25 protein-coding genes are annotated in these 23489 nt (G+C 57.7%); 11 read left to right on the top strand and 14 right to left on the bottom strand.

Features of this window, described 5'->3' with window-relative positions; all coding sequences use genetic code 11:
* The first annotated feature begins 3 nt into the window (after positions 1 to 3).
* The 6 genes from HVO_RS02190 (at position 4) to HVO_RS02165 (ending at position 8135) form a co-directional block, all read left to right on the top strand.
* Positions 4 to 603, top strand: a complete 600-nt coding sequence (locus HVO_RS02190; RefSeq protein ID WP_236995450.1) for a ribonuclease H-like domain-containing protein — start codon at positions 4 to 6, stop codon at positions 601 to 603.
* 378 nt (positions 604 to 981) lie between these two features.
* Complete coding sequence (locus HVO_RS02185) at positions 982 to 1821, top strand: hypothetical protein (protein WP_049914869.1); 840 nt, start codon at positions 982 to 984, stop codon at positions 1819 to 1821.
* Between the two features lie 2 nt (positions 1822 to 1823).
* The gene (locus HVO_RS02180) at positions 1824 to 2129 is read left to right on the top strand and encodes a hypothetical protein (protein ID WP_013035195.1); all 306 of its coding nucleotides are present in this window, start codon (positions 1824 to 1826) and stop codon (positions 2127 to 2129) included.
* Positions 2130 to 2302: 173 nt separating this feature from the next.
* Positions 2303 to 3589, top strand: coding sequence for an RNA-guided endonuclease InsQ/TnpB family protein (locus HVO_RS02175; RefSeq protein WP_004043369.1), 1287 nt, complete (start codon positions 2303 to 2305; stop codon positions 3587 to 3589).
* A gap of 1 nt (position 3590) precedes the next feature.
* The gene (locus HVO_RS02170; protein WP_004043370.1) at positions 3591 to 5744 is read left to right on the top strand and encodes a type B DNA-directed DNA polymerase; all 2154 of its coding nucleotides are present in this window, start codon (positions 3591 to 3593) and stop codon (positions 5742 to 5744) included.
* Positions 5745 to 6635: 891 nt separating this feature from the next.
* Positions 6636 to 8135: a Cdc6/Cdc18 family protein gene (locus tag HVO_RS02165; RefSeq protein ID WP_013035182.1), complete on the top strand. Its 1500-nt coding sequence runs from the start codon at positions 6636 to 6638 to the stop codon at positions 8133 to 8135.
* A gap of 231 nt (positions 8136 to 8366) precedes the next feature.
* Here HVO_RS02165 and HVO_RS02160 read toward each other — a convergent pair whose 3' ends face one another.
* Positions 8367 to 8690, bottom strand: coding sequence for a hypothetical protein (locus HVO_RS02160; protein ID WP_004043372.1), 324 nt, complete (start codon positions 8688 to 8690; stop codon positions 8367 to 8369).
* Between the two features lie 112 nt (positions 8691 to 8802).
* Here HVO_RS02160 and HVO_RS02155 point away from each other — a divergent pair, with 112 nt between their 5' ends.
* A complete protein-coding gene (locus HVO_RS02155) occupies positions 8803 to 9780 on the top strand; it encodes an IS1595-like element ISHvo6 family transposase (RefSeq protein ID WP_013035018.1) in 978 nt (325 codons plus the stop codon).
* 15 nt (positions 9781 to 9795) lie between these two features.
* Here HVO_RS02155 and HVO_RS02150 read toward each other — a convergent pair whose 3' ends face one another.
* The 4 genes from HVO_RS02150 to HVO_RS02135 all read right to left on the bottom strand — a co-directional run bounded on the left by HVO_RS02150 (position 9796) and on the right by HVO_RS02135 (position 12906).
* Complete coding sequence (locus tag HVO_RS02150; RefSeq protein ID WP_013035052.1) at positions 9796 to 10335, bottom strand: hypothetical protein; 540 nt, start codon at positions 10333 to 10335, stop codon at positions 9796 to 9798.
* A gap of 136 nt (positions 10336 to 10471) precedes the next feature.
* Positions 10472 to 11398 carry a M78 family metallopeptidase domain-containing protein gene (locus HVO_RS02145; RefSeq protein ID WP_004043375.1) on the bottom strand — a complete coding sequence of 309 codons (927 nt, stop codon included), beginning with the start codon at positions 11396 to 11398 and terminating at the stop codon, positions 10472 to 10474.
* A gap of 86 nt (positions 11399 to 11484) precedes the next feature.
* Positions 11485 to 11832 carry a hypothetical protein gene (locus HVO_RS02140; protein WP_013035171.1) on the bottom strand — a complete coding sequence of 116 codons (348 nt, stop codon included), beginning with the start codon at positions 11830 to 11832 and terminating at the stop codon, positions 11485 to 11487.
* A 72-nt stretch (positions 11833 to 11904) separates the two neighbouring features.
* Positions 11905 to 12906 (bottom strand): DUF6610 family protein, encoded by a 1002-nt coding sequence (locus tag HVO_RS02135; RefSeq protein WP_004043377.1) that lies wholly within the window; start codon positions 12904 to 12906, stop codon positions 11905 to 11907.
* A gap of 548 nt (positions 12907 to 13454) precedes the next feature.
* On the opposite strand from HVO_RS02135, the gene HVO_RS20465 reads away from it, so the two are divergent.
* A complete protein-coding gene (locus HVO_RS20465; protein WP_144064019.1) occupies positions 13455 to 13964 on the top strand; it encodes a hypothetical protein in 510 nt (169 codons plus the stop codon).
* A 13-nt stretch (positions 13965 to 13977) separates the two neighbouring features.
* On the opposite strand, the gene HVO_RS02130 is transcribed toward HVO_RS20465, so the two are convergent.
* The 8 genes from HVO_RS02130 to HVO_RS02095 form a co-directional block, all read right to left on the bottom strand.
* Complete coding sequence (locus HVO_RS02130; RefSeq protein WP_004043378.1) at positions 13978 to 14799, bottom strand: IS5-like element ISHvo2 family transposase; 822 nt, start codon at positions 14797 to 14799, stop codon at positions 13978 to 13980.
* A 986-nt stretch (positions 14800 to 15785) separates the two neighbouring features.
* Positions 15786 to 15944, bottom strand: coding sequence for a hypothetical protein (locus HVO_RS20750; protein ID WP_004043380.1), 159 nt, complete (start codon positions 15942 to 15944; stop codon positions 15786 to 15788).
* On the bottom strand, positions 15944 to 16630 hold the full coding sequence (locus tag HVO_RS02120; protein ID WP_004043381.1) for a DUF6166 domain-containing protein: 687 nt from the start codon (positions 16628 to 16630) through the stop codon (positions 15944 to 15946). Before HVO_RS02120 ends, HVO_RS20750 begins: the two co-directional genes overlap by 1 nt.
* A gap of 71 nt (positions 16631 to 16701) precedes the next feature.
* A complete protein-coding gene (locus tag HVO_RS02115) occupies positions 16702 to 16920 on the bottom strand; it encodes a hypothetical protein (protein ID WP_004043383.1) in 219 nt (72 codons plus the stop codon).
* A 49-nt stretch (positions 16921 to 16969) separates the two neighbouring features.
* Positions 16970 to 17248: a DUF7389 domain-containing protein gene (locus tag HVO_RS02110; protein WP_004043384.1), complete on the bottom strand. Its 279-nt coding sequence runs from the start codon at positions 17246 to 17248 to the stop codon at positions 16970 to 16972.
* Between the two features lie 19 nt (positions 17249 to 17267).
* A complete protein-coding gene (locus tag HVO_RS02105; RefSeq protein WP_004043385.1) occupies positions 17268 to 17672 on the bottom strand; it encodes a DUF6166 domain-containing protein in 405 nt (134 codons plus the stop codon).
* Between the two features lie 79 nt (positions 17673 to 17751).
* The gene (locus tag HVO_RS02100; protein ID WP_004043386.1) at positions 17752 to 18147 is read right to left on the bottom strand and encodes a DUF7567 family protein; all 396 of its coding nucleotides are present in this window, start codon (positions 18145 to 18147) and stop codon (positions 17752 to 17754) included.
* Positions 18148 to 18214: 67 nt separating this feature from the next.
* Entirely contained in the window at positions 18215 to 19561 is a 1347-nt protein-coding gene (locus tag HVO_RS02095; RefSeq protein WP_004043387.1) for a hemolysin family protein, read from the bottom strand.
* Positions 19562 to 19843: 282 nt separating this feature from the next.
* On the opposite strand from HVO_RS02095, the gene HVO_RS02090 reads away from it, so the two are divergent.
* Positions 19844 to 20131: an amphi-Trp domain-containing protein gene (locus HVO_RS02090; protein WP_004043390.1), complete on the top strand. Its 288-nt coding sequence runs from the start codon at positions 19844 to 19846 to the stop codon at positions 20129 to 20131.
* A gap of 108 nt (positions 20132 to 20239) precedes the next feature.
* Here the strand turns inward: HVO_RS02090 and HVO_RS02085 are convergent, their stop codons facing one another.
* The gene (locus tag HVO_RS02085; RefSeq protein ID WP_004043392.1) at positions 20240 to 21109 is read right to left on the bottom strand and encodes a universal stress protein; all 870 of its coding nucleotides are present in this window, start codon (positions 21107 to 21109) and stop codon (positions 20240 to 20242) included.
* Between the two features lie 252 nt (positions 21110 to 21361).
* Between HVO_RS02085 and HVO_RS02080 the strand changes: the two genes are divergently transcribed.
* Both HVO_RS02080 and HVO_RS02075 read left to right on the top strand, forming a co-directional pair.
* Entirely contained in the window at positions 21362 to 21934 is a 573-nt protein-coding gene (locus HVO_RS02080) for a YqaA family protein (RefSeq protein ID WP_004043393.1), read from the top strand.
* Between the two features lie 253 nt (positions 21935 to 22187).
* Entirely contained in the window at positions 22188 to 23048 is an 861-nt protein-coding gene (locus HVO_RS02075) for a M48 family metallopeptidase (RefSeq protein ID WP_004043394.1), read from the top strand.
* The last annotated feature ends 441 nt before the right edge of the window (positions 23049 to 23489 follow it).

Genomic DNA, 23489 nt, shown 5'->3' with positions numbered 1-23489 from the left:
CACGTGGACCGGTGGATTGCTCATCGACAGGCTTTCGAAAACGATGAGGTCGTGATTCTAAACAAGTCCGCCTTCGACGACCTTCACGATACGGAGCCTCTCCTCTTGGACATAGAAACGGATCTTCAGCAGGATCGGATCTGGCTGGTCGGCACCTACAGCTACCAGAACGATGCGTACCGACAATTCTTCGAGCCGGACGACGAGTCAGCACTTCTTCAGGAGCTGTCTGAGTACCTTGATGATCATGGCTCCGAGCCGATCATCTACTACGGAGGGAACTACTTCGACGAACAGTGTCTCAGTCGCAGATTCGACGAACACGGCATTACTGAGGGGATCGACCATCTGGAGCGAGCACACGACCTCGGGATTACTGCCCAACAGGAACTCTTTGGGCCCTTCAATCGGCATAAATTGGACGTCGTAGCGAGCGCACTCGGCTTTGAATATCAAGACCCGACCGTCGACGGGTTTGTGGTCGGGAGCAAGTACACGCGATATCTCCTCGACGGCGAAGAACCAGACTGGGATCGACTCAAACAGTACAATAACGACGATGTAACCGCGCTGAGAACAATCGTCGATCACATCAGATCGTAGACTCGGGGGATATGCGGGGCCGTCAACAGAATTACGTGAGGGCGAGATCACCCTACGTTCAGGGAGTCTTAACCAACAATCGAGTTGGAATCCCCGGTCTGTTGGTTAATCCGACGATACTGTCTGCCTTCCTCTCTGGAAACGTTCTCGGAAACGGTCGAACGATGGCAGAAATCTGTTGCCTGAGTCCGGTTCTACATACCTTTCAGCCCTTCCCTGAAACGCGGAAGCGCCACGCCGCGGCTTATCGGGAACGTAGACAACTAGTCAAGTATGGGAGAACACTCAACATCGAACCGATTGGCGGTGGACCAGCCGACACGGGGCGCTGACCGCAATCGGTCCCTCGCTGACCAGGCCGATCCGGCTACGGACGAGATGTTGTTGCCGCAGCTCGACGACGGCATCACGCTGCTCGACGTCGAGGGGGACCGCGGCGTCCCGATCCTGCAGTCGCTCGTGCTCGACCATCTCCTCCTGCACGACGGGCCCACCTTCTGGGTCGACGCAAATGGACACGCGACGACGACGACACTCTCCCAGATCGCGCCCAGTCAACGGTTGCTCAACCGAATCCACGTGGCACGCGGTTTTACCGCCTACCAGCACTACGGCGCCGTCTGTGATCTCCCGTCAGCGGTAAATAAGGTAATCCAGATGTCCACCACCGACGCCGGGACGACCGGTCGAGGGGAACCAAGTCATGACGAGGATACGTCGTCCCATACGCCCGCCCTCATCGTCGCGCCGACCGTCGATGCCCAGTACCGCGCCGACGATACCCTTGGCGAGACTCACGCGAAAACCCTCCAGGCTCGAACCCTTGCCCGGTTAGCGACCTACACCGAGGGGTACGACATCCCGGTGCTCGTTACGCGAAACGAACGAAACGAATTCACCGAGCCAGTCGCGACGGTCGCCGACCACCACCTGGAGTGTGAACAGACGCGGATGGGCCCACGGGTCGTCGGCGAGGACTTCGAGACGCTCGTCTATCCCGTCGACGACGGCGCGTACTACCAGACGACGCTCGCGTACTGGCGGCAGCTGCTCGCGGCACGCGCCACGCAGGTCGGCGTGGAACCGACAACTCCGACGCCGTCGACGCCGACTCCGGAGGGTGTCGGAACGGGTGTCACAGCTGACGGTGAGACGGTGGCGGCCACTGCGGACCCCTTGCTCGATGCGTGGACCGCGACCGGGACAGGAGGCCGATAGCGATGGGGCGCACAAACCCGACGTACCGGGATGCGCTCCGGGCCATCGAAGAGCGGTGGGCAGAGTTCCGCCGGGCACTGCGGCGTCGCGACCAGCCACGATTTGACCAGCTGTTCGAGTACGCCCGCGAACACGCCGACGCGAGCGGGCTGTTGAACCATCAGAACCCGCTACTGCCGGCGCTTCTCAGCATCGATCTCGAACAGGAGGCCCGCCTCGACGACCACGAGGAACGCCTCGAAGAGCTCGAAGCCGCGGTCGCAGCACGCGATGATCAAGAGAGTGGCCCACCGGACTCGAACCCGTGACGATGCCGTTCAGCGTGATGCAAGGTGGAGCTTTCGCCCTCACGGGGCAAGCGAAGCGAGCGATTGTGTGGAGAGGAAACCGACACGATACTGTACCACCCACGCTCGATGGGTTACCGACTCCCACCGAATCATGGCTAATATAAAGACATGGCACTACATCTGAACCACGGATGGAGGTACGTCGCACCGTCCCCGTCAAACTCGACGTGGCCGACAGCGACGCCGACCTCCTCCGCGAAACCATTTCCGAGTTCCTGTGGGCCGCCAACTACGTCGTCGACCACGCATGGCAAGGCGAGTACAAGACTACGAGCAAAGCCGAACTTCAACGCGAAACCTACGACGACGTGCGGGCCGAAACGAGGCTTCAAGCGAATCTCGTCCAGAACGCCCGCAACAAGGCCGCCGATGCCGTACAGAGCGTCGTCGCTCGGTGGAAGCACGGTGACTACGCGGGAAAACCGCACTTCACCGCCCCGACGCTCGTCTACGACAAGCGGTGTGCGACGTTCAACGACGACCACGCCACGCTTTCGACCGTCGAAGGACGAATCACCGCCGAATACGTCCTCCCCGACGAGAACCGCGAGACACCACACTCGGAGTATCTATACAACGACGACTACGAAGTGACGGGCGCAGAACTGCACTACCGCGACGGCGAGTTCTACCTTCACGTCCGAACAAAGGCGGACGTGGAGTTCGAGACTACCGACGACGGCAACGACGAGCACAGCACAGTCCTCGGCGTTGACCTCGGCATCGAAAACATCGCCGTCACCTCCACAGGGACATTCTGGAACGGGTCGGAGCTGAATCACTGGCACCGCGAGTTCGAGAAGCGGCGCGGGTCACTCCACCAGCGTGGCACGCGGGCCGCCCACGAAACCATCCAGTCGGTTGGACGCACCGAGACGGGTCGGTACGACCACTTCTTACACACTGTCTCGAAGGAACTCGTTGCGGAAGCCGTCGAGTATGGCTGCGACGTGATCGCGTTCGAGAACCTGACGGGGATTCGTGAGCGGATGCCCAACGCCAAAAAGTTCCACGCGTGGGCGTTCCGACGCCTGTTCAAGTATGTCGAGTACAAGGCCGAAGTGGTCGGCATCTCGGTCGAACAAGTGAGTCCCGCCTACACCTCCCAGCGGTGTTCCAAGTGCGGGTTCACCCACGAGAACAACCGTCCAACCTCGGACGGGCAGAACGTATTCGAGTGCCTGAAGTGTGGATACTCGCCCCACGCAGACTACAACGCGGCGAAGAATATTGGCCTGAAGTATCTCCGCTCGGCGCAAAAGTCGTCGGGCGGAGGCGCACCCGTAAACGTGCGCTTGAATCGCGGGGCGTTGAACGTGAATGGCGATTACGAGCCTTCCGCCGACAGCGGACAGAACGGGAGTCCACGCGAAAGCCCCACCCGCAACGAAGCGAACGGCGAAGCCGTGAGCGAGTAGGATGGGGCAGTTTACTATCGACTTTCTGGACGACGGCCGCGTCCTGGAGTGGGAGGCAACTGCCGACGGCGCCGTCGCGACCGAGCGCGATGACTACACTCCACGCTTCTACGTCGCTGCTCGCGACCCAGAGACCGACCTCGATCTCACGACGCTCCAGTCGGTGTACGACCAGCACCCAGACATCGTCGCGACCGAGATGGTTGCGCGGCGGCCCGGCTTTCGACGAGACGAGGAACCGGTCCTTGCCGTCGACGTCGCCCACATCGATCGCGTCACCCCACTTGCCCGGCAAGCGCGCCAGCTGTCGGACTATCCAATCGGGGATATCGCCTGCTTCAATGTCGACTTCTCGCGAGAGTTCCGGTACTGTCTGGAGACTGGCGTCAACCCGACGCCGGCGAGTGAGCTGTCGTCGCTCCGACTCAGCGTCCCGGTGACCGAAACAAGCAACGATGTCTACGGGGAGCTGTCCGTCGCCGGCGACACCGTCACTGGCTCGCCGACGGAGATCCTGACCGCCGTCAAAGCAGCGCTCGAGGAGCACAATCCGGACGTCCTGGTTTGTTCGACGAGCGAGATCATCCCGACCCTGTACGAGATGACGACGGACGCCGACGTCGACGACTTCTCGCTGAGTCGATGGCCGGACGTCGACTACCAGCAGCTCGCGAGTCGGTCGACGTACTCGAGTTACGGTCGTGTCGGTCACTCTCCGGCGCGGTACAACGTGCCCGGTCGGGCGATCATCGACGAGTCGAACACGTTCTTCTACGGGGAGACGAACCTCGACGGCGTCCTCGACCTTGTGTCGCGCTCGAAAAAGCCCGTCCAGGAGCTCGTGTGGGCGTCGATCGGGAACGTCCTCACGGCGATCCAGATCTGCGAGGCTCACGACCGCAGCGTCCTCGTGCCGTGGAACTCCTGGCGTCATGAGTTCTACAAGCCGATGGGGACGCTCCACGACGCCGACCGTGGCGGCTTCATCTTCGCGCCCGAGGTCGGCCTCCACGAGAACGTCCACGAACTCGACTTCTCCTCGTTGTATCCGAACATCATCTGTACGCGAAACGTCTCGCCGGACGTCATCCGGTGTGACTGCCACAGCGGCCGCGACGACGTCCCCGGCCTCGGGTACTCGATCTGCGACGACCGGGGCTACCTCGTCGACGTGCTGCAGCCGATCATCGACGCGCGCGACGAGATCAAGGCGGCCATCCGTCGCGAGAAGGAACGGAACAACCCCGACGAGGACCGGCTGGCGGAGCTCGAGGGACGGTCGGGAGCGCTGAAGTGGATCCTCGTCGCCTGCTTCGGCTATCAGGGGTTCAGCAACGCGAAGTTCGGCCGCATCGAGTGCCACGAAGCGATCAACGCGTTCGCTCGCGAGATCCTACTAACAGCGAAACAGCGACTGGAAGCTGGCGGCTGGCGGGTCGTCCACGGAATCGTCGACTCCATCTGGGTGACGCCGGACCCCGACATCGACGACGATGACCGCGAGGACCTCGAGACGCTCGCGACGGAGATCACGGAACGCGTCGAGATTCGGCTCGAACACGAAGCCCACTACGACTGGGTGGCGTTCGTCCCGCAGCGCGAGAGCGGCGCCGGCGCGCTGACGAAGTACTTCGGGAAGGTCGCCGGCGACGACGAATTCAAAATCAGAGGCATCGAAGCCCGGCAACGCTCGACCCCGCCGTTCATCGAAGATGTCCAGCGGGACTGTCTCAACCGACTCGATGCCACGCAGTCCCCAGACGCGGTACTCGGACGTCTCGAACGAGCAATCAAGGAACTGCACTCAGGTGCTGTAGGAGTGGAACAGCTCGTCGAACGGAATCGCGTCTCCAAGCCGTTGGAAGGCTATACGCAGAATACTCAGAACGTGGCGGCCTTGAAACGGGCTCGCGATCAAGACCTCGCTGTCCACCCGGGACAGGATATCGAATACGTGGTCGACGACGACGAGAAGATCTCGCGTGACCGTGTCGCCCTCTCCCACGAAGAGATCGAGACCTACGACGCCTCGTACTACGAGACGGAGTTGGTCCAAGCTGTCGAGAGCGTACTTTCCCCCCTTGGCTGGGATCGGAATGATGTTCGACGGGAGCTCAATGGAATACGTGTAGTCGGTATCACGGAGTGGGCCTGACGAACCCCCTCCCCCCTTTTTCGAGTTGTAAGTCGTTGGGTGCAGACTGCTACAGACGCTATGTAGTGAGAACAGAGTTCACAAAACTGGACGTAGGAGCGTTGAGGCGTGATTATTCTCGGGTTCGGAATTATATGATGATCTCCATACCCAATGATCTCACTCTTCTAGCGGAGCTAGAAGATATATTTTCATTATTTCTACTACGGATGTGGTAAGGTGGTCTATGGGATAAACTTTCGCATTTATAGTTGCAAGTTAGAGAAATCAATCCTCAGTCCCCCTATCGTATGTATACGCCACAATCGACCGTTCTGCAGTCACTCCTGCTGTTCACCCCCCTCCCGTCATCACGAGTTTACAACTCGAAAAAGGGGGGAGGGGGTGAACAGTCGAGTTCACTAAACGAGCTTCACCAACCATCGTATCTGGAGGCCGGTATTTCTCGTATTCGTGAACTGGTCATACGAGAGTCGCCCTTTCACGGCAATTCTGGGGCTTACAACTCGAAAACGGGGGGCGTGGGATAGACCGTTTCACCCTGAGCATCATTCGCAAAACCCTGACGGTACAGATTTGCTTCTATACTTAGTGCGACTCACCGTTGCTTACAGCTCGAAAATGGGGCGGATGGGAAAACCGGACCAGGTATGTTACCGCTCCTCGAAGGCTTACAACTCGAAAAAGGGGGGTGTAGGTCATCGAGGAATTTCGATGATAGCGATTCCTGACGATCGATTACAACTCGACAACGGAGGGTGATAGATTCCGAAGACGGTAATTGGCATATTTCGAGGATGCAGGGCTATAGCCGTTAGATAGCCTGTTTTCGCGTGGTTACAACTCTAAAAGGGCCTATATTTTTATATCCGGAGTTCGAGGGGGTTCATAATGGGACGAGAGGGACGTAGAGCAGGATCGAATCATCCGGAAGATGAGGAGGATCGTGAATCCTCTTCTGTTGATCCTGAAACCCCTGGATCGACGGGTGAGGATGGAGATTCGCCCGGTACGTCACAAACGACTTTTGAGAACGGCTCGGATCCAGTTGATTCGTCTCAACAGGCGACCAACGGCGACGGTGGGGGCATCTCAATTCGAGATCGGTTACAAACCGAGTCGTCCGGAGGCGTTTTTGCGAACAAGGACCTCGTTCGGTCTGATACTATCATCGACGAGGATCGTATCGTTGGTCGTGACGACCAGCTGGGCCGTGTCGTCGACAACCTAAAACCGGTCCTCCAGAATGAGGGGATCCCTGATATGCTCCTGAGTGGGCCATCTGGAACGGGGAAATCGCTCATCATTCATGCTGTCTGCAAACAGATCGTCGAACTGTGCGAGTCACAGGGTAAGACCTTCGGAGTCCTCTCTATCAACTGCGAGGGACCGAAGACTGCAGATCGAGCTGTCTATCGGCTAGTTAAAGCTGCTGCCGACGACCTTGGTGTCGAACCTGGTGTTCCTCAAACCGGCGTCTCAACGGATCAGAAGCTCGAGCGACTGTACGAACTGATGCGTGAGTACTATGACGGTGTCATCTTCATCCTCGATGAGATCGATATGCTTGAGGGGCCGTATCAGGAGGCAGAGTACAATTCCCTCATCTATCAGCTTTCACGGGCTCGAAAGCTCGCCGACTTTGACGGCCCGATTTCTCTCACGACTATCACGAACTACGCTGATTTCATGAAGGACCTCAACAGCCGCGCACAGAGTTCCTACAACCCTGACGACATCTTCTTCGACGATTACGATGCGAATCAACTCCGTAGTATTCTCCACAACCGACGAGACGCCTTCAAGCCAGAATCACTGGCAGATGACGTCGTTCCGCTTGTTGCTGCATTCGGCTCCCAAACGCATGGAGATGCACGGAAAGCAATAGATCTCCTCAGATGGGCTGGCGAATTAGCCGAGCGGCGTGGAGCTGACACGGTTACCGAGACTGATGTCCGTGATGCCCAGGAGAAATACACCGAGAATCGCAAACTTCGTCATATTAGCGGGATCTCCACTCAAAAGAAACTCTCCATCTACGCTGTGGCGGCCACCGCCCACTACACAAGAGAACACCCTGAGTGGATACCTGCTGGACCTGCGTTCAAGACGTACCAATTCATTGCTGATACGATGGATGCAGATCAGTACAGTCGCGAGACGTTCGTCAATCACGTCACAGAGCAGAGTACGTACGGCGTATTGGACTTCGAGCGTCGAGGCAAGGGGCGAGGCCGAGGAGTGCATATGTATTTCTCCCTCTCCGAGGATCCGGAAACGATTATGGAGACGATTCGTGAGGATTCCCGGTTCGAAGATCTAGCTCACGAAGAGGCGACTATCAGCGCGGTTGTCCGCGAACGGCTGAAGCAGTTCCGGAGCAAGAACTAATCTCGCCCAAATCCGCCCCGCGCTTACTACTCGAAAACGGGGGGTGTTCGCGGCTCGGGTGGTACGTTACAGCTCGAAAATGGGGGGTGTCACCCGTCAGATTTCTCGTTACTACTCGAAAACGGGGGGTGGGTGACGTTAGAGATCCGACGTTCTATTGTATGTGATGTGCCGTCCCCGTGCCCTTTCCCATTTACAACTCGAAAACGGGGGGTGACCGTCTATTCGAGTTCATTCGTCTGGATTGACTGGGCCTTTGTATTTGGAGGTCACCTTGTCGCCTTCCCTCCACTGCCAGTAGTAGTAGCGGTTGTCGTTGATCTCCTTGATCGTGATCGTTGCTTTGGTAGGGACGTCGTCCGGGAGGTCGTCTGGTCGCTCCTCGACTTCTTCCTGGGCTGCCGACTCCTCAAGACGGGCCTCCCGTTCCTTGTGTTCGGCTAGCGCTTCGGCGTACGTTGCAACCTCTCGGAGCCGCTCCGGAGTCGATTCGTTGAGTGAGCTGTTGATTTCCGTCGGAAGGTTCGCCGGCGGGGTCGGGGGTTCGTAGGACATCGGCTATTCTCGTGTTAACCAACACAGGGATTGTTGGTTAAACCTACCCGCTCTTATGTAGAGCTGAGGAACGACCGTGTAGTTACGGTGAACGAGCCGAAATCATGAGGTTATGTCTCAGACTCAGCCAGCGTTCGGTGGAATGCTTCGCCAGCTCGTTGATCTTGGATTGTTCGAGTTGGACACCGAGCCGCTCGATGCCCTCATCGAGCGGCGACTCAAGCAGTTCTGGGAGTATACCACGTGTCCTCGCTGCGGCCACCCCAGCATTCACACGTGGGACTCGTCCGACCGCGTTATCTGCCGAGATTGCAATTTTAAACCGGTCTACACCTATGGCACGCCCTTCCACGAGAAGCACCTCACCACCGGAGAGGTGCTTCTCGCGTACCTCCTCTATGCAGACACGTTGCTCAGTATCTCACAAATCGCGGTTGTGCTCGACAGGGCGTACAAGACCGTCTATTACGCCATTCGAGAGGTGGAAGCCGCGGTCACGCGCGGCTTCCCCCTCGTCTGGGAGCAATTCCAACACTCCATCTCGGGCCCAACACAAATCGACGAATCAAGCACGGTCTGTTCAGGCTACAAAGGCCAAGACCCGCCGCGGACCAGTCGGTACCGCGGCGGGTCGTCCCGATCGGGGCGCTCACGATGGAAGGGCCGTCACGGAGACCAGATAACGCTCGTCGCGGCGTGCCGCGACGTGCTTCGGGTGATTCGCGGTCACCTTGGAATCAGCTACCAGGGAGACCTCGAACCGGTACTGCAAGAGGCTGAAGACCTCTCCCAGCGGCTGGGAGAGGTCTGGACTGATGGACTCCAAGCGTATCGAGAGATGGAGTACGATCACCGAACCGTTATCCACGACGAACGGTACGTTTCGGCCGACGGCGTCCACATCAACCAGGTCGAGTGCCTCTTCTCACTAGTCAAACCGTGGCTGCGGAAGTTTCGCGGCCTGTCCAAGCAGGGCTTGGAACAGGCCGCTCACACCTTCGGTATCGTTCGCTCATTGAACTTGGTCGGCGCATCCCTCGAAATCGTCGTCGATTGCCTTGCTACGGGGTCACTCCACAGTTCTACATAAGAGCGAACCTACCGTCTACTCAATCGAGAATTCCTTGAGAACCCCAACCGTAGTTTCGAGTTTCCGCCGTTGCTCCACGCGTTCTTCGATCTCTTGCTCCAGCTCGCGAATCTCCGTAGAAAGCTGTTCGACAACGTCCATTGTTTCTGGGAGACGGCCATCGGGACGAGGGACGTTCCCACTCCGAATTTCGAGATCAGTCCGCCGTAGATGCTTGCATCCACCGCTCGGGTCCCGCTTCGAGAAATCTGGACACGTACACGTCTCACTCGCAACGTCGACCTCGTAGATGTTCCCTGACTCCGATTGTACCTCGTAGATTCCTCCCTTCTGCAGTAACGAGACGTCCATCTCTTCGGTTCGAGCTCGCTTTGTGCGGGGCTCGAGTTCCTCCTGAGACGGGTCTCCGCCAATAGTGAGTTGTTGGCCAGCTTCAGTAGGTGTCGAAGCTGCAGGAGTCGATGCTACAACTCCACCATCAGGAGAGTACACCCGCTCTTCATGTTCTGTTTCGTCTTCGTTCTGTGTCTCGACGTCGTCAGTTCGTTCGGTCATAATTTCGGCTGAATCGACGTGACGAGTTCGCGCACGCCGTCGCCCTTCGACGGCGTGAAAAACCGTCTTTCAACGCACCTGAGGCTTCACTCGAATAGTTTCGACTGTGAGTGCTGTTCGGAGGTTAGCCGAAGCGTCACTCCCCGAGTGATCGAATAATCTCCTGAGCGGTGGAACTGATTCGACCGAGACGCTCTTGAATCGCCTCCGGATCATCGCCCTGCCATGCAGCGAGATAGAACGCTGAGCCACTCGTGTCGAGTCCGAAATATCGACCGACGATGTACGCGACGGCTTCTGCTTCGACCTCGCGTTTTGCCCGTTCGGGTTCATCTTCGATATCGAAGTGGAGCAGCGCATGGGCGTACTCGTGAATCAGCGTGACCGCGAGATCTGCGTGGTTCGATCGGGCTCTTGCTTCGACGACTGGCTGGAAGTCGTGTAGGCTCCGATACTTACAGACCCCTTTCGCGTCACCATGCTCCCAGTCGTCGGCATCGACGATGCGAACCGTCACACCGAGTTCATCAGCTGCATCTTTGAGCGCTGGCACCAGGTCGTTGGCGTCGCCCGTCGCCGCCGTCTCCAGTTCGGGAAGCGGTTCTCCTTCCGTCTGAGATACGTCGAAGACTGGTGCTGGCTTGAACCCAACGAGGCCTTTCGACCATTCATCCTGCGGCGTCTCGTCGTACTCACAACCGATGTTCTCGTGGTAGCTGATCGAGTTCTCACATTCGGGACATCGCTTGGTGATGATTGGTGCCCAGATCCAGATGGCCTGTTCGCCTTCCTGGACGTGCCGTTCGAAGTCGTTCCGCCATGTGTTGTAGCCTGCGACCTTCGTTGCCTCGGGACACTGGAGCTTGATGAGGAGCGTGTTTCGGTGCGAATAGTCGTGGAAGCGACTCTGGACTTCCAGCCACTCTTGGAACTCCTCACTGGCTTGTGCATCGTCAACGTGGTCGACGAGGTCGTCGATCCACGCTTCGATGGTACTGTGCATCTCGTCGTGCCGGGTGTCGGTCTCCTCGAACGAGACCGACGAATCACTACTCGTAGCCATGATTTTCAGGACTCGAATTACCGCAACTGCATCGATTCAGAACGCGCCGCACCCTTCAGGGCGCAAAAAACAACTTCCTTTGAGAGTTACCGGAGTTCGTGTGGTTCGTCCGCGAAACCGACTGCAACGAGGTATTTGAGATACTCGTCGAACATCTCTACGTCGCTCGATGTGTCTGTCGCGAGGTGTCGCGCCCACTCGATGGCCCACCGGAACGCGGGATCTGACCCACCTTTGCCGTGGATGTACCACCACCGAGCTGCTTTGAGAACGACGAGTGGGTTCGTCGGCGGCTGTTCACTCGCCAGTCCACGAGTGATGGATTCGATCTCCGCAGGAACATCACCTGGATCGATTTCCCCGGACTGTGTGTTCGAAATATCGATTGGAATCTCATCGACCGAGACGTCGTTCGCATGCTGTCGCTGACTCACTTGATTCACCTCTGGATGAAGACTCTCGATGGAGCCTTCGCCCTCTCAGGGGCTCGAAAAACACTCTCCGAGTCACGCCGGTGGGAAGTAGACGCTCTTCTCGCCGGCTATTTCCTCGAGATTGTTCCGATGGCGATGCGAGAAGTAGCAGTCGTAGCTGCAGTATCCACAGACATCTCCCGTATCATACTCGGCAACAAAGGGACCACGAGGGGTTCTCCAGACATTTGTCCCGCATCCAGTACAGGCAGCACCGTCGAGATCACTCGATGATGGCCCCTCGTACCCTACATCCAGACCGACATCTTGCGGTGTCGAATCTGGCCAGACGCCGTGTCCCTGCCAGAATTCTCGGAGTCGACCAAGGCTGTGACGAACGGTCTTCCGAACTGTGACGTGGTCAGCGTCCCGGCCGCTATCGTCCCATCCGGCAGCTGTCCAGAACTCTCCGAACTGCGCGCCACGATGGAGTCCGTTCCAGTCAACACCGACGATATCTGCGGGTGGGTCATCCGTGAGAGTCGGTCGGGTCAACTGCTGAATGACGTCAAGCTGCTTCGGTGGGCTCCCCCCGAGGATGTGGACGCGTCGGCCACGCCAGTCGGTCGGCTCGGAGAACTCGTGGGCCAGCCGATCAGCGTAGCCCCGAGAGTAGCCGAGCACGATGTCGTCTGGAATCATCTCGATCACCTCCCTGCACTTAGGAACGATGACGAGCTCTGCATCGGGGTAGCTCGCTTGGATTTCGCGAGCAGCAGCGACGTAATCATCGACATCGTCGGGATCGTATGCGTCCCCAATGACGCCGACTCGCGGCTCGTGTTCGAAAAACCGGTCGACGTATCGAGTCAGGTCGGGATTTCGAAAGTCGTTATCGAGCATCCCGACGGGAATCTCTAACCCCTGAAATTGGGATTGCTGAAAGCTGCAGTCTTCACGAAAGCCGGGCAGGAAGCCGATTTTCAAGGCGTCCAGCGCGAATGGGGCCCGGTGCAAGAACGCCACGTAGTCGGTTTGCTTTGCAGCGTCAATCTCACGTGCGGTGCTACTGCTAGAACTGATATCGAGCGACATGAGTAGGGCCCGGAACGGCAACTTCTGGCCGCCCCGCACCCCTTCTGGGGAAAATAAAACCGGATTACTGGAAGCCGTTAACCAACACAAGCGGTAGGGATGGGTGTCTGTTGGTTAACAGCCTAAACGGAGTCGGAGCTGGACTGCCCTCCACCGATTACTCGTCAGGGGAGTGTCGTCGGCGTACCTGCTCCGGATTCGGCACCCAGGGATGTGCATCCCAGCAGTGAAGTGCGTGTTCTCGTGCCGTGTCGAATCGGGCTTCACATGATCCACACTCGTAGGTCGTCTCGGGCCAGCATCCCGTGACGAACATCGCTGTCACCGTCGACTGGACTGGGTCTGGTGCATCCGACCGCCGAACATAGTCGTAGCCGATGACCGTCCGCCGACGAAGTGCTGACTGCGCAAGTCGCTTCGGCGGCTCTGTTGAAATCTACTTTGCCTACATTAGTTGTTGGATCCATCTCCAGATTTCAGCTAGTCACGGAAAAGTAACTCTCGGCATTCCGAAGTCATGATATGTATGTACATTCATCCATCATTATATGGCCCCCAACAATTACCGGACATCAATCACTGCAAGATTGACTGGTGCCCTCCAATGGGGAATTCTCGGTGAGATTTTTGCTAATGTAATATTTGGCACCCTCACCAGCTACCAACCCCTCTCGCAAAGTGGTGTTGCGTCGATCCTTCGGATTCTTTGGGTTGGGACACCCGTTATTGGACTTATTGGTGGATTTCTCTGGGTTTCAACACAGACATCGTCTAAGCAACAGGAACGGCAAGATCATAAAAAGAGAGTCGAGTTTATTTTTGCCTTAGTCGTGTGGGGTCTGTCTCTCACACTCTTTGCACCGATCGTACTGTCAGCTATTGGTCTGTACCCACTCCCAGATTACTACATCACGCGTGCTATGTCAGTTACAGCTATTATTGGTTATCTTGGTGGAGTTGTCTTCGCCTATCTCTTGGCATATGTCTTTGAGATTGAACTCTATCATTCAGTTGCGGCTTTACTTCGCTCTTCGGGAGGAGGTTCTCACACGGAGTGAGTCACCTCCCCGTTCAGAGAGCCGAATCAAGATTGTGAACGAGACACTTCATGGTTATCTCGCGGAATTGTTTCCACCAATATCGTGAACGAACAAAGTTGCCGTATTTACGCTTTAGATTAGAGTTTACTGTCTCACTCTGGCTCCGTTGTCCGTAGATATCAGCATCCAAGCGAGCGTTCCACGCTTTGTGAAGTGATGAGAACTTTCGGTGTTTGATAAGCGGACGAACGCCCTCGTCACGAGCCAACGCGCGAATCTTCTGGTCATCGTATCCCTTGTCACCGAGGAGAATCGCCACTTCACCGGTATTTCGCTTGATGAGCGACGGCGCGATCTGTGAGTCGTGTTTTCGTGTCGTTGTCACGTGTAAATCGATGATAGCATTCGCCCTCGTATCAACGAGAAGTGTAACTTTCAACTGCTGAATCGTTAGCTTTGTTCGCTTCGTATAGTGTTTTGAGGCGTGGCTCCGGTCAAATCCGGATGCGTCGATGCCGACGACACCGTTGGTTGGGAGAAGCGTGACTGAGAGATTGAGAAGAACCCGCCAAACAGCCATGTCAAGGCGATTGAACGCTTTACACAATGTCGAAGGTGTTGGGAGTTCCTCAAGGTCGATGGCGCTCCGAATCCGAGGCATCTCGATAAGTTCGTCAAGAAGCGTCCGGTACGTCGTGTTCTTCCGCACCTTGAGACAGAGGAGGACAATGTGCTGGTGAAGTGTGTACCGTTGTTTCGAGAATTTCGAGGAGTAGCGAGCAACCGTACGACGAGCCAAGTGAAATGCCTGCTCAACAAATCGGAGCAACCGCGACTTTGGGAGGGCCTGCATTCGGTCACACTACTGGTCGAACCTGTAACTCTCTGAGGATTTCAACAGAGCCGCTTCGGCTTGTTGTCCGGAAGATACACCCAGCGAACGAACGCATCTTCTGAATTCTTCGCTGACGGCTGGATGATGAACCACCGCCCGTGGTCATCACGGAAGAGATACCGCTCCGTGCCTCGGTTCTGGAGATACAGCGGATCGCCTTGACCAGGAATCAGTCGAAGACCAACGGATGGGGAAATCGGGCTGAGAAGCCGCTCTTCTAGCGTGAGCATGCTGGATTCCTCGGTCGCACTCGTCGCGAAGTGATCGAGAGTCGCTTTCTGAGTCATGCTGACCACTGCTCAACTGTCGTTTGTGTGCTATCGTGACCACTGGATACCTCGCACACGAATCGCCATTTCGGCGTCTCACGAATCGGCTTGTCCGGTCGATTCCCTGCTTGGCCTGTCCCCGTCTTTCCCGTACAGTGCCACCCTTGGCTCGGAGTGCTTTCACCATTGATCCAGAGTAATCCGCTCGAACGAACGTCAGGAGGAGTCGAATCCCGCGTCGACGTGCTTCACGTCGAATGAACTGATCCATCGACCGTGCGAGCGCTGCCGATGCCAGGTTCGGGAAGTCGACGCCGATACAGATGCGGGCTGCCTCGACGATCTCGTCGCCTCCGTACCGTGTTTCATCGAGCTTTAACGACCGGATGAGCGGATGTCGCCACGTAATCGCGCCCATGAGCTGTCCCTGGTAACTCAGCCCGTGGTGAACCAGGTTGGTGAGCGGGATGTCGTCCATGTATGAATGATGGGCCTCGTAGATTGCGCCAGCGACGTGCTGGGGGATCGCCTCGATTTGGACTCGCTCGGCGAACCGCAATCCAAGCGGCGCCGTGACCGGGTTGCTATCGTGATGGATCGGACAGTCGCACCCGCCCGACGCCGGTGTGAACTGAAACCCGGTCTGGCCAGTCGAATCACTGTGGTGGACGCTGGTCATGAATCGCCACGCCCCGCCGAAACGTCTGTGCTCTCGGTTCTCTCGCGTTCCCGCCGGTCGTTGTACCGCTCGAGTTCGTGGCCGATGTGCTCCCGCGCTTCGATTGCGCGTTCGATGAGCTGGTATGTGGCTCGAGAGAGTCGCAGGGTCTCCATCACACATCCTCCTCCGGCTCGACGAGGTCGTTGCTCTCGACAACGAGTTCCCGCACGGCGGGAGCAGGATCCTCCTCAATCGGAACTGTTCGTATGTCGAGGGGAGCGGGATACGCACGGTCGCCCTGCGCACAGAGCAGGAGCAGCCACTCCTCGGTCCCTTCACCGAGGACGACGTAGTGGTCGATGTCTCGCCGCTGGAAGACTGTCCGTTCTGACCGATTCACGGCACTCCAGTTTACTGGAAGTGACGGGGTTGGCGTTCCACCATCCGGCGTGAGTGCTTCGTGCTTGGTGACGCCCGCGAGTGCGGCTTCGATATCGTCGCCGGTGAGATGCCAGCAATTGGCTGGTCCACTGCACTCCAGTTGGCTCACCACGTCATCGCGAAACTGGATGTAGTGCTGGGAGGCGACGGCTTCGTCGTCGGTGTAATCGAGGAGGAGTCCACAGGCGAGCTGTGCCGAACCGCTGCCAGTGTCGCCCCACTCGAACCCCGGCCTACTCTGTCGTACGAGTTCGAGGCTTCGATCGGGGGCGAGTCGCTCGTGTTCGGTGAGGTTGAGTACGACCGGTCTGTCGTCGACGCGCATCCCCACATACTCGATGTGGTCTCTGTTCGTCTGGCAAGGGTCGCTCGCAGTCTGTACGTCTGTTCTGGGATCGTCGGTAGAATCCGTCTTCATGTGTCGAACGCGGGAGGTCGAACCCCCCGCACCCCTACCGGGGGTGAAAAACAGCCTCCACGAGCAGTGATTCAGTCTGTTGAACGGATTTCGTCGGCCTGCTGTTTGAGCTGGCGAAGAATCCGGACACGCTGTTGATTTGCGTTCTCGTAGGCGACGCATTCCCGGAGCGTCTCCATATCGTGGATCGTCACGACCCCCGCGTTGATGAGTCGCGAGTTTGGCGGTTCGAGTCGCTGTGCTGGCGACAGTTCGTTCGAATCTCGTTCTTGCTCTTCTGTGTCGCTCACTGATGATCGCCTCCGCTCTTAGGGAGGCGAAATAGACCGCACCTGCTCGCTACTCGTCGTCTTCCCCCGGTTGGATCTGCCGGGCGTCCTCGGCGAGGTCGTGGATGTACTCCCGAAGCGTCTCCATGTCCTCGCGGGCCTCTTCGAGCGTTTTCGCCTTCACTTTGGCCGTGAGCTTGTCCTGATCGCGGGTGCCAGTACCGCGAGTGAGCTTCACGGTGAGTGAGACGCCGACATCGCTTCGCTCGACGTATTCAGTCGGCGTCTGTCGCGCACTGTTGTCGGTCGATTCTGCGTTCGTACGGGACTGTTGGGTGGGTTCTGACATGGATTGCTCTCTGTGAACGTTAGTTGACGGACGGTGCGACTGGTTCACCGACTGTCTCACGAAGGGCTGTATCGATCTCACGCCCGGTGAGTCGCCAGCAGCCGTCTGGTTCTGTACACTCTAGCTGGCTCACGACCTTGGTCTTGAATTCCATGTACTCCTCGAGGGCGACGTCCTCGTCGTCAGTGTAGTCGAGGAGGAGCGCGAGCGCGAGCTGGGCCGGCCCGCTGCCAGCGTATCCCCAGCTGAATCCGCTCGGACTGTGATTGGCCAACTCGAGAGTCCGCTCCGGCGTCAGCTGTTCTTGGTCGGGCTGTTTCTCGACGATGGCGCGGCCTCGACGACGGTAGCCGACATAGACGACGTCGGAATCATCCGAAGGCCGTGACTGTTCGATCGGCTGTGGATCACTAATTCCACTCATAGTTCTGTTCGAGGGGGGCTCGTTCGAACACCCCTACACCCTTCAGGGGGTGGAAAAACTCCCCAACGAACGCCTCTCCTTACGCCAAGTGAGACACGTCGGCAGGTTCTTCGATGTCAGCGAATTCACCGCGCTCGACCGGCTCCCAGCCGTCGCCGGGTTCGGGACTCCACCAGTCGATCTCGTAGGCACCCGGTGCGCCGAGAATCTTCACCCGAGCCGACCCGTCAGGCAGGTCACGACGAAGTTTTTCGTCGACGTGGAGATTCCAGGTCGTGTCGGTATCGAAGCACGCGAGGACGGCTTCCTCGTAGCCACGATCCTCATGTGATTCTTGGAGTTCAACCTGCGTGTTGCAGTTCTTGCAGAACACCCCCTCGAAGGGGATGTGGCTGAACACCTCGTGCCCACAGACGGGACACCAGAGGAACTCGAACAGTGCTTCGCTGTGTCGGTCGATTACTTCGCGGGTCATTGTTAGAGCAGACCTGGTTCATCCGGGTCACTCTCTTTGCCCGGATACAAACAACACCGCGTGAGGACTAGTCCTCTTCAGTGGTCTGTTTCTGAGATCGTTCTGGAGGTTGGATCACGAGCCGTTCGATTCTCGCGTTGTCGATGGAGTCGACGCGAAGGACATACCCATTTTGCTCGATCTCATCAGCTATCTCGGGTTCTCGCCCGAGTCGGCTAAAGACGAACCCACCGATCGTCTCGACCTCATCGGCCTCGAACTCGACGCCGAGCCGTTCGTTCACTTCCCGGACTGGCACGCCGCCGTCAACGACGTACGTACCGTCGTCTCGTTCCTCGATAGTAGGGCCCTGCGGTGCTGTGTCGAATTCGCCTCGAATATCGCCGACGATCTCTTCGAGAATGTCTTCGATCGTGACAATCCCCTCAAAGACGCCCCATTCGTCGATAACGACGGCGATCTGCCCCCCACCGTGCGTCTGAAACTCGGCGAGAATCGCGTCGATCCGACGCGTTTCCGGCACGACGAGGACGTCGCGTGCGATGTCATGTGCAGTGATTGGGTCGCCGTGATCGGTTTCGGTTTCACTCGCCTTCAGGATGTCCTTCGCGTGGACGAATCCGATCGGCTGCTCCCCGTCCTCGTCAAGCACGATATACCGCGTGTATGTTCCGCTGGCGGCAACAGACCGGAGTTCCGGGAGCGTCATCGACGCAGAGACGGTTTCCACGTCGGGACGTGGAACCATGATTTCGCGGGCGATCGTGTCGCCGAGTTCGAAGACACTCTCAATCATCTCGACCTCGTCAAGGTCGATTTCTCCAGTCTCTTCGGAGCGAGTGAGAATCATCAGAATTTCTTCTTCGGAGTGAGTCTCTTCACCTTCTGCCGCTGGCGAGACGCCAAACAGGCTGGTGAAGTAGTTTGCAGTGCCGTTGAAGACGATGATACCCGGGATGAACACGTAATAGAAGAACTTCATGAGGGGGGCGACGAGGAACGCAACCCGTTCAGCCTCCTGAATGGCGAACGTCTTGGGCGCGAGCTCGCCGAACACGACGTGGAGGAACGTGATGAAGCCGAATCCCAGCGCGAAGGCGACGAGATGAATCGCTCCTGCGGGTAGGAGTTCACCGAGAATTGGTTCGATAAGTGCTGCCACAGCCGGTTCGCCGATCCACCCGAGACCCAGTGAGGAGAGCGTAATCCCGAGCTGACTGACTGCGAGATAGCCATCCAGATTCTCGATGGCATCCTGCACCAGCCCCGCACCGGGCTTCCCGCGGTCGACGAGTGTGTTCACTCGAGTCGGCCGGAGTTTCACGAATGCGAACTCAGCGGCCACGAACACGCCGTTCATGACGACGAGAAAGAACGCGAGAAGCAACCCGCCGACGGAAATCAAGTCTACCATATGCCCGATTATCCTCCGGGGGACTTTTAGACGATGGATACAGCGTCACGTAACACGACTGCCCCCACAACCGCTACTCGTCCGCTTATCCACCGAACACGCGTCTGCCACACGGTGGGATACCGGTCACTCTAGTGACCGCACTCAAAAGCGGAGACTGGCCAGTCCGGCTATGACTACTCCACGAGTTCTCGAACAATTAGCAGGATACCAGAGATTCTCGGAGACAGAACGTCGAGCTAGAGGGTCACTTATGCGGCCTCCGAGCCTATCCGATATTGTATGCCCGAAGAAGTCTTGTTCAAATCCGAGAGCGGCCAGTCCCGAGAAGAAATTGCTGCACTGCTGCGGAGAGTCGCGGACAATCTCGAAAACGGAGACGCGATTACGCTGAAAGCGGGGAGCGAATCCGTGACGCTAGAGCCGCCCGCTCGTCCGACGTTCGAGGTCAAAGCCGAACGCGAGGGCCCGGCGAACGGGCCCGGTGAATTGAGTATCGAATTCGAACTCGAATGGGATGAAGACGGTAGTGACGGTGGCGGTGGGAACGGTCCGTTAGAGATCGAGTGAGGCACAGACTCCAGCTGTCTCGACGCTCGAATGCACCGATCCAATCGAACTGGCTCATACGGCCACTGGGGAGGACCTTCGTTGTTGTTGCGAAGTCGTGTCGACGTACTACTCTACTCCACCGATCGTGAGCACGGGCACTGGTGCCGACCGGACCGTCTTTTCGGCGACGCTGCCGAGGAGGATCCGATCCGTACCGCGCCTCCCCGTCGTCCCCATCACGACAACGTGGATGTCATTGGCGTCGATACAGTTGAGAATTACATCCGCTGGATCTCCCTGTTCGATATGTTGTACCGTATCAGTAACGCCATATGTCTCCGCATCTTCGATGATCTCCTTGGCGGCTTCCGTTGCTGCCTGTTCGTGCTCTTGTCCAGAGATAGTTGACCGGATATCGAGACTGAGCGACGCGTCGTCAACGACAGAGAGGACGTGGACGGTCGCCCCAAGCGACTCCGCGAGCGCCAAGCCATGTTGCGCTGCCCGGGTTGCACCAGCACTGCCATCCGTTGTGATGAGCACATTTTCGTAGGGGAATACCAGCTGCTCGTCGGGTTGCATTCTCGCGGTGAGAACAGGGACCGAAGAGAGACGGACGACTTTCTCGCTGACACTGCCCTGAAGATACCGTGACACCCCCCTTCGCCCGTGGGTTGACATCGCGATTAGATCGTGCCCGTACCGATCAGCGTACTCGACAATTGTGGGGGCTGGATTCCCCTGCACGACGTCAGTTTCGTACTCGACCCCAAGGGTCGACAAGGTCTTGCTTGCATCCTCGACGATGCCTTCGCCTTCCTGGACGAGCGCATCGACCACCGTGTTTTCGACGACGGTGACGCTGTCGCGCGTCGTATCTGCGACGAACAAGAGGTGGATCGTTGCGTCCGCCCAGTTCGCGAGTTCCCCGACATGGTGTAGAATCTCACTACTGTCCTCGCTGTCGTCGACGGGGAACAGGATATTTTCGTACATACTCTCAATACGGGCCCATACGGGAAGTGTTTTCTAAGGCGTTCCCACGACGGATATCGTTTCAGCGTCACTTCTCGGTGTTCGTATATACATGAGTTACTCGGCGGTTATTCGGGGGATATCCCCACCTGTCGAACAATCCTCCATACTATCACCGATTGCTTGTTCGCCCACGCGGATGATTCACCCGGTGCCAACCAGATGCATCCAAAAACCTATAGCAACTTCTGCAGCAAGAACATATATTAGTAAATGCCTCTATCTGTCAATTCCCGTGTCTTTGAGTTTGTGTCTAGTGATCTCACAACCGGACTTCTCGAGTACGGGCATACCGCAGTTGATGGCGCGACTGGCTGGCCCGGTCTAGGAATCATCTTTGTTTACTCGTTTTTGATCGCGTTCGTGCTTCCCGGCCCGAGTGAGGTTGTGCTTGCTGCTCCGCTCGATCTCGGGGTTCCGCTCTGGGGGCATCTTGGCCTTATTATGGGCGTCAGTGCAACGGGGAAAGCCGTTGGGAGTCTGGTGGCCTTCCATCTCGGCCAGGAGGCAAAACAGGCTGGTCCGATCGTTCGGTGGTTACGTCGGTCTCGGTTCGATGTCATCGAATGGTCCGAACGACGGACTGTTTCGCTCGCTCGACGATATGGATATAGTGGCTTGGCTCTCGCACTGTGTGTCCCGTTCTTTCCGGATACACTCTCAATTTATGCGTTCGCCATTCTCGAAGAAGACTATCTGAAGTTCGCACTCGCCACATTTGTGGGGAGCCTGGGACGACTCGTCGTGACGCTCTCCCTCTTTGGGGGTGTCATTTCTGTGCTGTGATAACGGCTCTTTTAAAGAGATTGTCCGGCGTCAATGATTGGGGTGTATGATTGAGTTACAGTTCGAAGTCTGTCCGAATTTGGAGCCGTCCACATAGAAGGCCCTCCGCTCCCGATCACCTACCCGAATGCACGGTCTGTGGTGGCGGCTTCACTGACGTAGCAATTGACGATCTGATTAGATTGTAGTACCTGGGTTTATAAACCCGACTCTGTAATCACCCCGTATGAGACATTTGGGACTCAAGATCCGGATGGCCGTCGTCGGTGCCATCCTCGCGGCGTTCTATCTCGTCGCTGTTGCTGTCGCGATGGTGGTGTTCGGCCAGGGAATCCTCCCGATCGCCATCGTCGGCAGTCTCCTCCTCGTCGGCTTCCAGTACAAAATCGGGAAGTGGGCTGCCTTACGAAGCGTCGGTGCCGAGGACCTCCCCGAGACCCAGTACGCGCAGATCCACCAGTTCGTCGAGCAGGTCTGCGACGAGAAGAACATGAAGAAACCGTCGCTGAAGATCGCCAGTATGGGCGTGCCGAACGCGTTCGCGGTTGGCCGTCGCGGCAACGGGACCGTCGTTATTTCCCGGGAACTCATCCAGCTGCTCGACCGCGACGAACTCGAGGGCGTCGTCGCCCACGAACTCGCCCACATCGACAACCGCGACGTCATCACGATGCAGCTCGGGCAGGGCATCGCCTCGATGGTCGCCATCGTCGCCCAGTACGTCGTGCTCTTTACGGGCGATAATGATCTCGCGGACTTCTTTCTCGCCATCGTCGTCGGCCAGATCGTCCAGTTCCTCGTGATGATCTTCGTGCTCGCTATCTCGCGGTATCGCGAGTACGTCGCCGACGCCGATGCGAAACGTGTCATCGACTCCGGCGACCCACTCGCCCGCGCCCTCGAGAAAATCCAGCAGGGGAACCAGCAGGCTCGCGAGTCGGCCCGGACTGCCCAGCGGAGTCACGGCCGTGCTCGCCGCGACCGGCGCCGCGACGCGAACGTCGACCAGCAGGTGAGCGCGCTCTGTATCTCTAGTCCCGACCGTGGCTTCCTCCAGCGGATCGTCTCTACGCACCCGCCGATGGAGAAGCGCATCGAACGGCTTCGCTCGTAGATGCCCGGCCTCCGTGAACTCCTTGCGGTCGTCCTCGGTGTCCTGTTAGGCATTGGGTTGCTCGCCGCGCCGCGTACGGCTCTCCGGCTGTCCGTGTTTGTTGGCCCGACCCGTCGTCGCCGCGGTGACTACGGCACTGACGATACCATCCCTGACCAGTGGACATGGATTGTCCGTGGACTTGGTGTCGCCTCGCTCGCAGTCGCTGCGTTCATCGCCTACCAGACCTATACCTGACTACATCTCCATTGGATGCATCGAGACCCACTGATTCGGTGACTCGGCGAGATCGCCTCCGGGGTATACACGGCGGGAGTCTCTCCTCGCAGAAAGATAGACTGTCTACAGGAGATAACCGTTCACGCACCAGCGGTGGATAGCGTCACCTATCGGTAGATAGAGGTCAAGTGATGCACCGGGAGAATGTTGGTACGTGGGGAT

Source organism: Haloferax volcanii DS2 (assembly GCF_000025685.1).
Taxonomy (GTDB): domain Archaea; phylum Halobacteriota; class Halobacteria; order Halobacteriales; family Haloferacaceae; genus Haloferax; species Haloferax volcanii.
This window is presented reverse-complemented; position numbering and strand designations above follow the sequence as displayed.